Here is a 15,151-nt window from a genome sequence, read left to right as displayed (position 1 = left end):
CGTAAGTGGTCATTCTGCTTTCAGTTACAGTTTCATCATACCGAATTTCCCTGTATAAATCAATTCCTGTAAGAAAAAAATCCTCCCGGTCATGGTCCAGATTTGAACCATTTTCCGGAAGGATTTTCCTCAATTATTTTATTTTCGTTCAAACACCGTCTTTCCTCCAAGTACGGTCATATCTACTTTTGTAGTTTTGATCTCATCAGGATCAATCTCATAGATATCTTTTTCCAGAACCACGAAATCCGCATTTTTTCCTGTCTCAATAGTTCCGTTTTCATTCTCTGTATAAGATGCATAAGCAGCATATTTTGTAAACAGTTTCACTGCCTCATCCACACTGAGCTTTTCTGACGGGATCCAGCCTTCTTCCGGCTGACCGCTGATGTTTTTGCGTGTCACTGCAAAATAAATATTCTCCATTGCATCAAAGCTGTCCACAGGGGCATCAGAACCACCTGAAGCATGTATTCCCAGATCAAGCATGGTTTTCCATGCATAGATTCCTTCCATGCGGTGTGCCCCGATAGCAGGTTCCACTGTATTCATATCCAGATCCACAAAAACCGGCTGGATGTAGGCAAGAATATCTTCCTCTGCCATCTCTTTCAGAATCTGTGGATTTGTGATCTGACAGTGGACGATACCATGGCGGCCTTTAAGATTATCTTTTCTGTATGGTGAATTCTTAATGGCTTCTATTACCATATCCATTGCCCTGTCACCGATACAGTGAACTGCTGCCTGCATCTGGTTCTGGTCAAACAGTTTAAACAATTCATTCAATTCTTCCTGGCTGAATGTAATAATGCCTGTATTTCCTGGAGAATCTTCATATGGTTCATTCATTGCCGCTGTTCTGGCCCCAAGAGAACCATCCTGGATCAGTTTCACAGGCCCTATCGTAAAATGATCACCTCTCTGGCCTGTTCTGTATCCTTCTTCGATAAAAGCTTTTGCATCTTCCGCACGCTCAAAAAGACACTGCTCATAATGACGTAAATTCAGCTCTCCACGCTCATCCAGTGCTTTATATGCATTCATAATACGCTTCCAGTTTTTGCCGGGGAGTGCTCCCAGATCATCGGACTGAATTCCTGTGAAACCGCATTTATTCAGTTTTTTCACACTGTATTTTATATAATTCTCTACTTCTGCCTGTGTCGGTGCATCAAGTACAGAATAATAAAATTGTACCGCATTCTCTTTAATAAGACCTGTTTCCAGATTTACGTCTTTTGCAATCTCATCAAATTCTTTGATTTTCTGCAGCTTTTCGAGTCCAGGTGTATTACATACTGCAACATGGCCACACACACGCACCATAATAATCGGAATCTCTGATGACAGTGAATCCAGTTCATCTTTATGAGGGTAACGTGGATTTTCAAAATTTTCCTCATTCCAGCCTCTGCAGTAGAGCCAGCTTACCGGAGTTTTTTTATTTTCTTCCATTTTCTTTCTGGCAGCTTCCAGCATATCTTCCACACTTCTGCAGTCAAAAAGCTTGACGGAATTTTCCACATATGCATAGTTGAGCATATGCATATGTGAATCCACAAATCCCGGAAGAAGTAATCTTCCCTTAAGGTCTACTCTGTCTTCACATGATATTCCTGATGCTTCTTCATTGCTTCCAACAAAGACAACCCTGCCGTTTTCAACGCCCACAGCCTGAGCAACTGTGTTTCTGTCATCTAATGTACGGATACATCCGTTAAAAAAAATTCTGTCCAACTTTATTTTCCCTCTTTTGCTTTTTTATCTTCATAAAAAAGATCAAAATCTTTATCCACTTTTCCGATTCCCATATAACGCGCTTTGTAATCTTTCAGGAGCTTAAAGAAAGTTCCGCTTAAAATAAACAGAGTCGCCACATTTACAAAGGTCGGGAATACTGTAGTAAAATCGGCAATTACCCACAGCTGTGCCGGTGTTCCGTTTCCGTAGAGTGTCAGGACAGTAACCAGAAGTCCCCATAAAGGTGTACCAAGTATAAATACTTTTTCTGCAACTTTAAACACTTTCTGCTTACCTTTCAGCCAGTGTTTCAGAATAACACTGTAGTAAGTAAACCAGCCTGTAGATGTGGTAAGTCCAAACAGGAAAATACTGATTGCAATTAATGCTCTCGCTACAGATCCCATGCCGGATTCAAAAGCTGTAAGAGTCAGTTCCGAACCCTGCAGACCTGAATTCCAGTATCCAGTTACAATAACAACAAGTCCTGTCATGGAACATACAACAATAGTATCTGCAAATACTTCAAAAGCACCCATAAGTCCCTGTTTTACAGGATGATCGGTTTTTGCAGATGCATGAATCATTGGAGAAGTTCCCCAGCCTGCCTCGTTACTGTATACTGAACGGGCAAAACCAAGACGCATGGCTGTTGCCACACCTGCTCCCAGGAAACCGCCAACAGCTGCCTGTGCTGTAAAAGCACCTTTGAAGATCAGCCCGAAAGTTTCCGGAAGTTTATCTGCATTCATAATCAGAATAAGCAAAGAGCCCACGATGTAAAGAAGACACATAACAGGTGTCAGATAAGAAGAGATGACACCTACTTTCTTAACCCCGCCGATGATGATCAAATAAATTGCAAGGACATACAGAACTGAGGGCACAATATATGGCAGTTTAAAAGTACTTCCCACAGCCTCAGATACAGTAAAGTTCTGAAGAGTGATAAACCATGTCATAAAGATACAGCCACCAAACAATACTGCAAAAATTCTCCAGAACGGAAGTTTCTTCTCATCTCCCAGACCTTTCTGCATATAATATGTAGGTCCTCCGAGATATTCTCCATTTGGCTGTTTTTCTCTGTAATATACTGCCAGTGTTACTTCTGTCATCTTGATGATCATTGCAAGAAGTGCAGCCACCCACAGCCAGAACAGTGCTCCCGGACCACCGGTTGCGATCGCAGTTGCCACACCGGACATATTAGATACACCTACAGTTCCTCCGATTGCAATGGAAATTGCCTGGAAAGGTGTCAGGTTTTTGCCATCATCTCCACCTCCCTGACGTCTTTCTTTATTGAACATATTTTTTACAATATATCCAAAATGACGGAATTGGAAAAATCCGGATCTCACAGTCAGATATATTCCTGTCACAAGAATTGTGATCAGTAACGGAAGTCCCCACATCCAGTTTGTAAATTTTTCAAATAATGCAAACATTCCCTTTCTCCTCTCTTTTTAATCGTATAAACATGCACAGTATTTATATTATATCATATTTTAGCCTCTTAATCTACTATTTCATACAAAAAGCGCATAATAATGCAAAATAAAAGAAATCCTTTACATCAGGAATTTCCAGTACAAAGGATTTCTTTTTTGTATATTCAAGAATGCCTCGGCATTCTTGCTGCGAGGTGCGCGTCATGCAATTGCATGACATACTTCTACTGCGCACCTCTGCAATCCTGCCGGAGGCTATATCAGCTGGGGGATTGACTCCCAGCTGATATAAATTTCTCTGTTATTCTACTTCTTCAGGTTCCATGCTGACCACATGTCCTTCATTCTTACCAAGATCATACTTCTGACTGTATTCAGTAAAATAAGTCCGGAACTCCACACTGTTTGACGGATATATCTTTGAATCATGGATGTGGATATCAGAGTTTTCTTCCCCACTTTTCAGCAATGCAACCATGGCACTTGCACAGTGAGCTGCGATACGTCCGAAGCTGTTAAGGATATCATTAAATACAGTTCCCTCTTCAAGGCCACAGTTTCCTTCACTGAGTCGTTCCACATGATGGAGTTTCAGTTCATCACACATATTTGTGATAACAACACCAAGAGGTGCAACACGAAGAGCTGCTTCCTTGTCATCTGCCATGAATGCATTACAGGTGATATTAATTTCCTCACGGACAGCTTCCATAACAATATTCAATTCATCCCAGGCAGCCTGCGAAAAATCTGTATGATTGTCATTCATCTCATTTGACATATGTGCAATATAGGAAGCATGGTCTCCAATTCGCTCAAAGTCATTGATCGTATGAAGATAGAGAGATACCTGTCTTGTCTGCGCGGTGTTCATCTCACGCTTGGTCAGCTGAATCAGATATTCACCGAGACGGCTTTCGTATTTATCAATCAGGTCTTCTTTACGCTGTACCTTGTCGTATTTATCCTTCTGATAATTATTAAGAAGGTTCATTGCTCTGTTTACATTCTTACGAAGTTTCTTCGCCATACCATTCATTGCACGATGACACTGGCCGATTGCAAGTGCGGGATAATTGATAAGACGTTCTTCAAGGAGATCGAAATCTGCCTCATCCTCCAGTTCTTCCGCACTGTCTTTCACAAGATAGCATACCAGCTTTTCAAGTTTCGGAATGAAAGGAAACAGAACAATAACAGTAGCCACACGGAACACTGTGTTCAGAGCTGCAATATATACCGGTGTCATAACCATATCCATAAATCCAAAATGAACAACAGCATTTACACTGTAGAAGATCACTGACCACAGGATCAGACCGAATAGGTCATTCAGAAGATATATAAGAGCTGTTCTTTTACCGTTCTTATTTGCTCCGATTGCAGAAATCAGGACAGGACAGGCAGCACCTACACCGATACCAAGCACAATTGGAAATGAACTTGCAAATGTAAGAAGTCCTGTTACGGAAAGTGCCTGGAGCACACCGACTGTAGCTGATGCACTCTGCAGTACTGCTGTAAAAAGAATACCTACGAGAATACCTGCCAGCGGATTGGAAAACATTGTGAGCATTTCCGTAAATGTCGCACTTTCTTTCAGCGGAGCAACTGCACCGCTCATTGTCTGCATACCTGTCATAAGAATGGAAAAACCAAGCATGATATTTCCGATATTCTTATGTACGGACCTTTTGCAGGCCATACGGAGAAGTGTACCGATAACCGCCACAACTGCTGAAATAGTTGCAGTTGAAAGAATGTTTGCAATACCGCCTGAACCCTTGATATATGAAAGACAAAGTATCCAGCCTGTAATACTGGTTCCGATATTGGCTCCCATGATAATACCGATAGCCTGTTTCAGTTTCATCATACCGGAGTTAACGAAACCAATAACCATTACGGTAGTTGCAGAAGAGGACTGAATAACACTGGTAACACCGGTACCAAGTGCAACGCCCTTAAGCGGAGTATTTGTCATTTTGTACAGAAAAGCTTCCAGCTTATTGCCTGCAACTGATTTAAGTCCGTCACCCATCAGCGACATTCCGAATAAAAATAATGCTACTCCACTCAGCAAAGATAAGACCATTGAAAATATTTGCATAATTTTCTCCTCTGTTTACATTGCTTTAACTTAGATTTTGCTTATTTTTAACATTGCCTTTCTCATTATGCCATATCAAAAGTCTGATTACAACATCTGATTTTTTCTTTTTTTATCACTGTCTTATTTTATAACCACACTTTTTCTGTTGTTATATGTATATAACTTACTTCCTGTTCTGCTTATAATGCTCAGGTTTTCCCTTACTGCTGAATAATTATTTCTGAGAAAAGACGGAGCATCTACAAATGTAACTTTCGCCCTGATATATTTGAAAAAAGATTTCCTGCCCGTATTATTTCCATGGTGAGGTGCCTGAAGGTATGTTGCCCTTAACTTTTTGCCATAAGTTTTTATAAGTCTTTTGCCTGTTTTTGCAGGAATATCCCCTGTAAAAAGCATACTGGTCTTTTTTCCTGATATTTTAAATACAAGTGATGAACCGTTACAGATATCTTTTGTGGTTTTTCTGAGATTCTTACTGTAGCTGTTAAAGACATCTATCGTAAGTCCTGAAAAATTAAGGGAATCCCCTGCTTTCAGCCATTTTATCTTTCTGCTTCCTGATATCACACTCATAAATCTCTGGTATACGGGATAATCGTCCCAGGCTCTTTTGTACTTGTTATACCTTGCAGAATCAATCTTCGGTGCATATATTTTCTTTATTTTGATGCCCTGCGGATCTGCAAAGATTCTGTTAAAAGCACCTGTGTGATCTGGATGTGGGTGTGTAATGATCCAAAGATCTACAGTTCCGCCATTATTTTTTATTATGTTCCGTACACGCTGATGATATCCGCCCCAGCCTCCATCAACAATAATCAATTTTCCATTACTGCCTTTAATAGTATAAAACATGGACTGCCCTGCATCATGGTCATCTCCATACTGCGTCACTCTCCATGAAATGCCCTTTGCAAAACATGGCACTGCTCCTGTCAGAAACAGTACCATAAATAAAACAGTCAAAAATACTTTGATTATTTTGTTATTTATTTTCTTTTCCATATCTTTACCTGATGTATATTCCGTCTGTTCCCATGTAACTGTCTGCCGGACAACTGAACTCTTTATTGTTCCTGAACAGATCTTCTACTGCCTTATAGTCCTCATTCATAAGGTACTGCAGCAACACTCCCGGCATTCCCACACGGATACAGCGCTCTTCAGGTTCTCTGTTCTCCTGCGGAAAATACGGTACTGTCAGAGAAATCTCTGCGTTTCCGTTATGAAAATAAAGACCTGCTCCCCGATCCTGAAACAGTTCGCACACAGTTCTGTAATATGAGCGGAAAAATTCCTCATGGCTGAATTTCAACGGTTCTCCGTCTTTTTTCTGCGGTTCTCTCACTACTGCACAAAGATAACTGTGATCATAATAAGTCATACAGACAGCAGAAGGATCCGGTACTGCACCATTGACAAGTCCGATATGACTCAGCTGATCAGCACCCTTTTTCAGTGCCTGCTCTCTTTTGTTACTTCCGCCTTTTGCCTCCCACACACTCCATCTGTCTGTAGAAAAATTATAACCGATCATTTCCGGTCGCCACTCACTGTTAAAAAAGTCGATATATCCGCTTCCATCTTCTTTTCTGATCATATTAAGATTGGAGAGATACTCTACGTCAAAAAGCCTGCCACTGATCAGTTTTGTAAAAAACATCCCCATATAATATGAAATAAGACTTTTTTCAGAAGAATCCAGATATGCTATGCTTTTGGATTTTTTCAGTCTGTCTCCTTCCGCTTCCAGTGCACTCTCTATCATAAACAGCTTCTGCAGAACTTCCATTCTCCGTTTCTCCATGTACGGAAAGGTCAGCCTCTGTATTGGCATACTGCAGGTAAGCATTGCATGAAGAAGTTCCTTGTTTGTAAATGCAAGTTCTATTGAATTATTTGTAAGACCACTGTCGTTTTTCCCGTCTTCCAGTTCCAGAGACATGGTGTAGGTTTTATCTTCTGTCAGAATCATTTTCTATCTCCTTCCCCCCGTCAGGGAGAGTTTTTTATTTTCATCATTATATCACGCACTTCTGTTTTTTCGCAATACAGAGTAATTTCCTATTACAAAAAACAGGCTGCTCTCCGAAGAGATCAGCCTGCATATATTTCATTATTTCATATAAGTAAGCAGCCAGTTATATACCTTTGCCTGTCTCGTCTTATATGTTCCTACCTGATTTCCTGTATCAGACTCTATTGCCTTATAAACATTAACAAGATTATATGGTTTCGCGGTTTTCTTAAGAATACGTGTCACAGCTCCATAGCCGCCCTGATGACGGAAATTGATAAACATGCCTACTGCCTGAATATCAGTAACGCCCAATTTACGGATCTCAGCTTCAAATTCATCAATCTGCTGATACATCAGCTGGTCCTGACATTTAATACCGATTGGTGAAGAGATCAGTTTAACGATGATCTTCGCCCTGTTGGCATTTTTCTTAAGTTTGTATGTAGACCAGTTTTTATTCTGCACATCTTTCCACACATATCCCTTAGGATCATACTGTTTGTAAACATCTTCTCCCATAGTACTGTGTATCAGTTTCAGAAGTCTCTGTGCCTCTGTTGCATACCACTGACCTGCACCGATCGTAATCGCATGTTCCGCACTGCTGTTTGTATATGCTTCAGTGAAATCATCATAACGCTGATTTCCATATATCTGTCCACCTGTTTCTACAGCATAAAGAATTTTCTTCATGACATCCTTCTGATAGGAATTAAATGCTGAATTACTGACAGGAGCAGATTTTCCGGTTGTCTTGATCTTTGCGCTTTTTTTCATCTCGCTGAGGTATTTTACATTTCCGGCCTTCCTGTATGCGCGCACTGCATATACGTATTTCGTCTTTGGTGATGCTGTTGCATCAATAAATGTCAGCGGACTGCTCGGAACATCATTTACAAGTTCCCAGTTGCCTCCGTTTGGTTTACGGTAGATTCTGTATCCATCTGCATTCTTTCTCCGCAGCCAGTGTACCTTTACTTTGCTTCCTGATAGAGCTGTCACTGTAACTTTACGAATCTGCGCAGGACGTGTAGCAATTTCCAGTGTTTTATATTTACTGTAAACTCTTTTGCCTTTTTCTGTTCTGTAGGCCAGCACCCTGTAACGGTATATCTTGCCGCTCTTAAGACCTCTGTCCGCATAGTAGTTTCTGCCTGAACTCACAGATGCGATTCTTTTATATTTTTTCTCACCTTCTGCTCTCCGGTAAACGATATACCCCCGTGCAGAAGAAATCTTTTTCCACCTGATAGACAGTGAATTGGTTCCTGAACCCTTTCTCTGTACTGTCACAGTCGCATTTTTTATAGAAGAAGCTGCATTTACCGGAACTTTTGCTGCAAATACCATTGCCATCATCAGCAACGCCATAACAAACATCGTTCCTGTTTTTGATATGCTTTCTTTTTTCATAAAACCGTCCTTTCCTGAGTTTCATTGCAATACTAACATTTTAAGAAAAAACTTTGAAAAAATCAAACATTTTTTACATTTTTTTTAATTTTATTAATTTTGTATTACTTTGCGTGATGACTATTTATCTCACATCACCCACGAAAAACAGTGCCATTGTACCTGGTCCTGAATGGGCACCAATGACAGCACCTACATGATTGATAAGGACTGTTTTTATGGAATATTTTTCTTTTACTTTTGATGCAAGATATTCCGCCTCTTTCAGGCAGTCCCCGTGACTGATAAAGATCGTGTCACATTTCTCACGGTAACTGCCGATTTTCTTATCCATCTGATCCACAAGTTCAAGAAGTGATTTTTTCCGTCCACGCACTTTGCCTATCGGAATAAGTTTACCGGCATCATCTACATGAAGGATCGGTTTGATATTCAGCATACCGCCAAGAACAGCAGTTGTCCTGGATACTCTTCCTCCCCGATACAGATGATTCAGGTCATCCACCGTAAAGAGATGTACGATATGTTTCCTGTTATTCTCCACCCAGTCAGCCACTGCTTCCATATCTTCTCCTGATTCTTTCCTCTTCTGTGCCAGATAGACCAGAAGTCCCTGTCCAAGAGATGCTGCCAGAGAATCTTTTACAATAATCTTTCGCTCCGGATATTCTTCTTTCAGTTCTTCTGCCGCAATCCTGCAGCTGTTATAAGTTCCGCTTAACCCTGAAGAAAAAGCAATGTGAAGAATATCTTTTCCTTCCTTCAGATAAGGCTCAAACAGATTCCTTACCTCAGCCGGATTCACCTGTGCAGTAGTCGGCATAGATCCCTCCCGCATTTTTCTGTAAAATTCTCCTACCGGCATGAAATTTTCGTGGGAGTAATGTTTTCCCTCCATTGTATAACTGAACCAGGTACAGCCTATTCCATGTTTTTCATAAAAACTGTCTGGAAGATCTGCATTGTTGTCTGTTGTGATCACATATTCTCTCATAATTATATCCTTTCCGACTCCAGCATCATCTGACCTGATACTGCTCTGCATCTACTTTATAACCGCTGTCCTGACGCTCAGGCAGCTTTTATTTATCATACCATATCACGTCCTTGTCCACCATAAAAATCTTCCAGCCGAAATGGATTTATTTAAGTGTATCCAGTGCAGCCTGAAGCTGATTATCTTCATCATGCGATATCTCATCCTGATTCAGAAGTTCAGAATCAAGTTTCACTTCCACATCCGGCTGGATTCCTACTTTATTAATAGAATTTCCGTTTGGTGTATAATAATTTGAAACCGTAAGCTTCACAGCACTTCCATCGCTGAGCTGACGTATGGACTGCACTACCCCTTTGCCATATGTGGTTGTACCTACGATCTTTCCAATTCCATAATCCTGCACTGCACCTGCAAAAATCTCTGACGCACTGGCACTGTTTTCATTTACAAGCACTGCCAGCGGAATTTCCAGCGGATCTTTGCCCTCGGAAGTCTCTTCTTCTCTGTTCCCGTATTTATCCTCCGTATAAACGATCAGTCCTTCCGGAAGTACATGATTCAGGATCTCACACACAGAAGTCAGAAGTCCGCCAGGATTATCCCGAAGATCAATGACCAGCTTATCCATTCCCCTTTCTTTAAGACTGTCAAAAGCATCCAGATAGTTTTCCGGGGTATTTCCTTTAAATTCTGTGATTCTGATGTACCCCGCATTATCGTCCAGCATTTCTTCAAACACCGATGGCAGATCCACATCTGAGATCTCTGTTTCAATTTCCAGCGCATTTTCCTCACCATCTCTGTGCACAGTCAGAACTACACTGTCTTTTCCACTTTTACGTATCATATTCACCACATCGGAAAGTTCTTTATCTGTTATATCTTCGCCATCTATGGCACTGATCACATCATCTATCTTAAGTCCGGCTTTTTCTCCCGGACCACCTTCATAACATTCGACAACTCTTACGCCGCCCTCTTTGTTTTTTTCCATGGAAATACCAATTCCGACATAAGCTCCATCTGTTGAAGATGTTTCCTGTTCATATTCATCCGCCGTATAATACCGGGAATACACATCCCCCAGTCCATAGAGAAGTCCTGCATAGATACCTTCTGCCAGTTTATCTTCGTCTTTTTCTCCAAGGTAATCCTGATCGATCAGTTTTTCAAGATACTCGATCTTTCTCACATGGGACTGATCTGCCAGAACACCCCCGTTCAGATAACCTTCTGCATAATTGATTCCCACTGCTGCCACTGCTGTTATCACGACTCCTGTAACTACGCCCTTTACATATTCCCTGTGTTTCATATTTATACCTTTCCCGCTTCTATTCGTAACTGTTCAGCACCCTCACATTTTTATGTAACAGGAACATTACGGAGTAATTTCCTGTTATAAAAAAATATGCGGTATAATGCCACTTTTTACTCTGTCAGCATTATACCACATATTTATAGTCTGTCGTTATACTCTTAAATGTTTTCTGGTTGTCCAGAAACTTCCTACCAGACCGATTCCGATTCCAAGTGCAAGACCGATCGGAAGAAGTGTTCTGTAAATCTGCATTACAGGGATAAAATCAACCACACCTGTAAGTACATTAAATTTCGTAAGAATATATTCCACAGCAGTATTGTACAGGAAGTACAGAACTGTCAGCGGAATTGCAGCACCAATGATGCCCAGTACCATACCCTCGAGTACAAAAGGTGCTCTTACAAAACCGTCTGTCGCACCAATAAATTTCATAATACCAATTTCTTCCTTACGTACTGAAATACCTACAGAAATAGTATTGCTGATAAGGAAAATTGAAATAAGGATCAAGATGACAATGATAATGATTGACGCATAGGAAACCAGTTTGTTGAAGCTTCCCAGTGTATTCGCTGCTTTTTCAGACTGATTTACCTCTCTTACATTATCCAGTCCCTGAATATATGCAACAAGTTCGCTCTGCTTTTCGATCTGATTCATATATACCTGAAGGTTTGCAGAATTCACAAGCGGATTGTCATCTTTGAAACCTTCTGCTGCATCGGAGCCCTGGAAATACTGATCTTTGAACTTCTGCCATGCATCATCAGCAGACTCAAACTCTACGTTTTCAACTTCCGGCCGGGCTTTGATCAGATTTTCAACCGCATCTATCTGTTCCTGAGTCGTTCCCTCATTAAAAAACACAGTCACAGGAACTTCCTGTTCTACTTTGTGTGCAATATTATCTACATTGTTTACGATCGAATAAAAAACACCAACCAGAAAAATACAGGCTGCCATAGTAATGATCGATGCAAGGGAAAACATCCAGTTTCTCCTGATATTTTTGATACCCTGTTTCAGAGTATACCAGATTGTACTAGGCCTCATGATATCCTCCTTCTTTCTCATCGCTTACAATAACACCATCATGCATGGTTACAACACGCTTTTTCATGGCATTTACGATTTCTTTGTTATGGGTTACTACCAGCACTGTTGTACCACGTTCGTTGATCTGTTCCAGAAGTTTCATAATCTCTTCAGAAGTCTTAGGATCAAGGTTTCCGGTAGGTTCATCTGCCAGAAGAATATCCGGACGGTTTACAAGAGCTCTGGCAAGTGCAACTCTCTGCTGTTCTCCACCTGACAGTTCATCAGGAAAAGATTTATATTTCTCTGCCAGTCCTACCTCCTGAAGCACTTCCGGTACACGTTTACGGATCACACGTGTAGGTCTTCCAATGACACGCTGTGCAAAAGCAACGTTTTCATAAACATTGCGGTCTTTCAGAAGACGGAAGTCCTGGAATACAACTCCCAGTTTTCTGCGGTATTTTGCAACACGGCGGTGTTTCATTTTTTCAAGTCTCTCACCACTGACAATCATCTGGCCGCCCGTACTGTCCAGTTCTTTCATAAGAAGCTTGATCAGAGTTGATTTTCCGGATCCGCTGCTTCCCACAACAAATACAAATTCACCTTTATCAACATGTAAGTTTGCATGGTTTACGGCCGGAAGGCCTTTGCCATAAGACTTGCTTACATCAATCAGGTCGATCATTTTCAGATTCCTCCCACTATTCTATAATACATGACAAGAAAAATGCTGTCAGAATCCCCGACAGCAAATTTCTGCATTCTTCGGTTTTTAATTTAATGTTTTTGTAACATTGTTGTAACATATATTCTCCCAGAATGCAACCTTTTTTTTTAAGTTCACGAAAATTTCATTTTTGTATGTTTCTGGCTACAGCATTAGTATTCCAGTGTTTCCATGTACTTCATATATCTTACAACCATCAGTCCTATCTTGAATGTGATGGCATCTTCAAATACACGAAGATCGAGACCTGTGCTCTTCTGCAGCTTGTCCAGACGATAAACCAGAGTATTTCTGTGAATATAAAGCTGTCTGGAAGTTTCTGAAACATTCAGGCTATTTTCAAAGAATTTATCGATTGTAACCAGTGTTTCCTCATCGAAATCATCCGGTGATTTGTTCTCAAAAATCTCCTTGATAAACATTTTGCAGAGAGGAATCGGAAGCTGATAAATAAGACGTCCGATACCCAGTGAACTATATGCGATAACGTCCTTGTCTCCAAAGAAGATCTTGCCGACATCCAGTGCCATTCTTGCTTCTTTATAAGAACGTGAGACTTCTTTCAGTTCATTTACAATGGTACCATATGCAATATGTGTATCCCCGTTCTGGTTCAGACCCAGTGTATCAAGAATTGCATGGGCAAGTTTATCCATATCCGCATATCCTTCCCCATCTTCCAGTTCTTTTACAATGATAATACTCTTCTCGTCTACCGCTGTAATGAAATCTTTGCTCTTTCCACCGAAAAAGCTCTTAACACTCTCCATGGAACTGTGATCTTTTTCCTGCTGAAGTTCCAGGATCATTACAACTCTGCGGACATCCGCATCAATGTGCAGTTTCTTTGCACGATTATAAATATCAACCAGCAACAGGTTGTCAAGAAGCAGGTTTTTGATGAAACTGTCTTTGTCAAAGCGCTCCTTATATGCAACTATAAGATTCTGGATCTGAAAAGCAGCAAGCTTGCCTACCATATAAGTATCCTCATCATCTCCGTGAGCAACCAGAATATATTCCAGTTGATAGTCATCACATACCTTAAAATACTGAAAACCTTTTACCAGCTGGCTGTCTGCCTGAGACTCCACAAATGCCTGAATATCTCCCGGCTGGATAGAAAAATCTGAAAAAGTTGTGGCAAGCACCTTTCCCTCTGTGTCAATAATGCAGAATTCTGTCCTGGAGATTTCCTTCAAACCTTCCAGTGTATTCTGAAGTACCTGATTTGATATCATCTGCTTACATCCCTTCCCGCTTTATCGCGTTTTTTCTTCTTTTTACCCCACAATATTCCTATAGATGAAATCTATTTTAATACAAAATGACCAAAAATGAAAGAGGAAAACTTATTAATTTTACAGATTTTTGTGTATTTTTGCTATTTTTCTATAAAGCCTTCCCCATGAACCTCACGTGCGTCCCCCACGATCACAAATGCAGCCGGGTCAATTTCATCGATTTTCTCTTTCAGCTGCACCAGTTCTTTCTTTCCTACTACACAGAAAAGCATCAGTTTATCCTCTCCAGAGTACATACCTTTTGCTGAAACACCTGTAATTCCACGATCCAGGTCATTCATTACCATTTCAGAAATTTCTTCTGGTTTTTCTGTTATGATATACACAGATTTAGAAAATTTAAGACCTTCAATAATTCCATCCGAAACTTTTGTAACCAGATAAACTGCTATGATAGCATAAAGTGCTCTTTCCACACCAAATACATACATACCTACAATGACGATCGCACCATCTATAAACTGCATGATCTGAGCTATAGAATAGTGATTCAGATATTTCTGTATAATTGCTGCCACCATATCCGTTCCACCGGTGGTCCCGCCACCAAGAAAAACCATTCCTATCCCAACGCCCTGAAGGATTCCTCCATAAAGAGCCACCAGAAGCATATCTTCTGACAGTCTCCACGCCGGAAGAACTGCAAGCCAGAAAGTCAGCATACAGTCACCAAAAAGTGCTTTTTTTACAAATTTAAAACCTTTTACTTTTGTTGCTAAAATAAAGAGAGGAAGATTCAATACAATATTTGTGATCCAGAGCGGGATCCCGTTACCATAAATACCTTTTGTCCAGGCTTTTACAAGAATAGCTATACCGGAAAAACCTCCCGTAACCATTCCCGCTGCATCAAAGCAGGAAGTTATCGCAGTTCCCATCAGTCCTGTTCCCACAATGATCAGCAAATATTCAAGATACCAGGGTTTCTTTCCAGTCAGTTTCATAATTTTTCCTTTCTGTCTTTGTAGTGCTTCATCTCAATAAAGTTTCCAGTATTCTAAAAGAACGG

General features: G+C 40.6%; 12 protein-coding genes. All 12 read right to left on the bottom strand.

All coding sequences use genetic code 11. The features are described 5' to 3' along the window. Nucleotides 1–138: 138 nt before the first annotated feature. The 12 genes from ACTNB8_RS01865 to ACTNB8_RS01810 all read right to left on the bottom strand — a co-directional run bounded on the left by ACTNB8_RS01865 (nt 139) and on the right by ACTNB8_RS01810 (nt 15,086). A complete protein-coding gene (locus ACTNB8_RS01865; RefSeq protein ID WP_441051815.1) occupies nt 139–1,740 on the bottom strand; it encodes an amidohydrolase in 1,602 nt (533 codons plus the stop codon). Between the two features lie 2 nt (nt 1,741–1,742). Beyond that, complete coding sequence (locus tag ACTNB8_RS01860; protein ID WP_441051813.1) at nt 1,743–3,194, bottom strand: alanine/glycine:cation symporter family protein; 1,452 nt, start codon at nt 3,192–3,194, stop codon at nt 1,743–1,745. A 304-nt stretch (nt 3,195–3,498) separates the two neighbouring features. Beyond that, nucleotides 3,499–5,307: a Na/Pi cotransporter family protein gene (locus ACTNB8_RS01855; RefSeq protein WP_441051810.1), complete on the bottom strand. Its 1,809-nt coding sequence runs from the start codon at nt 5,305–5,307 to the stop codon at nt 3,499–3,501. Between the two features lie 123 nt (nt 5,308–5,430). Then, nucleotides 5,431–6,318, bottom strand: a complete 888-nt coding sequence (locus tag ACTNB8_RS01850) for a ComEC/Rec2 family competence protein (RefSeq protein WP_441051808.1) — start codon at nt 6,316–6,318, stop codon at nt 5,431–5,433. 4 nt (nt 6,319–6,322) lie between these two features. Next, the gene (locus ACTNB8_RS01845) at nt 6,323–7,288 is read right to left on the bottom strand and encodes a hypothetical protein (protein WP_441051806.1); all 966 of its coding nucleotides are present in this window, start codon (nt 7,286–7,288) and stop codon (nt 6,323–6,325) included. A gap of 141 nt (nt 7,289–7,429) precedes the next feature. Further along, nucleotides 7,430–8,746 (bottom strand): fibronectin type III domain-containing protein, encoded by a 1,317-nt coding sequence (locus ACTNB8_RS01840; protein ID WP_441051804.1) that lies wholly within the window; start codon nt 8,744–8,746, stop codon nt 7,430–7,432. Nucleotides 8,747–8,870: 124 nt separating this feature from the next. Beyond that, nucleotides 8,871–9,740, bottom strand: a complete 870-nt coding sequence (locus ACTNB8_RS01835; protein ID WP_441051803.1) for a DegV family protein — start codon at nt 9,738–9,740, stop codon at nt 8,871–8,873. Between the two features lie 148 nt (nt 9,741–9,888). Continuing rightward, nucleotides 9,889–11,061, bottom strand: coding sequence for a S41 family peptidase (locus ACTNB8_RS01830; protein WP_441051802.1), 1,173 nt, complete (start codon nt 11,059–11,061; stop codon nt 9,889–9,891). A gap of 156 nt (nt 11,062–11,217) precedes the next feature. After that, the gene (gene ftsX, locus ACTNB8_RS01825) at nt 11,218–12,123 is read right to left on the bottom strand and encodes a permease-like cell division protein FtsX (RefSeq protein WP_441051800.1); all 906 of its coding nucleotides are present in this window, start codon (nt 12,121–12,123) and stop codon (nt 11,218–11,220) included. After that, nucleotides 12,113–12,796, bottom strand: a complete 684-nt coding sequence (gene ftsE, locus ACTNB8_RS01820) for a cell division ATP-binding protein FtsE (protein WP_296155990.1) — start codon at nt 12,794–12,796, stop codon at nt 12,113–12,115. The genes ftsX and ftsE overlap by 11 nt, the downstream gene beginning before the upstream one ends. A 194-nt stretch (nt 12,797–12,990) precedes the next feature. Further along, nucleotides 12,991–14,079, bottom strand: a complete 1,089-nt coding sequence (locus tag ACTNB8_RS01815) for a PucR family transcriptional regulator (protein ID WP_441051797.1) — start codon at nt 14,077–14,079, stop codon at nt 12,991–12,993. Between the two features lie 143 nt (nt 14,080–14,222). Beyond that, nucleotides 14,223–15,086, bottom strand: a complete 864-nt coding sequence (locus ACTNB8_RS01810; protein ID WP_441051794.1) for a YitT family protein — start codon at nt 15,084–15,086, stop codon at nt 14,223–14,225. Between the last annotated feature and the right edge of the window lie 65 nt (nt 15,087–15,151).

It is taken from the genome of Blautia sp. HCP28S3_G10, assembly GCF_052065235.1.
Taxonomy (GTDB): Bacteria; Bacillota; Clostridia; order Lachnospirales; family Lachnospiraceae; genus Blautia_A.
This window is presented reverse-complemented; position numbering and strand designations above follow the sequence as displayed.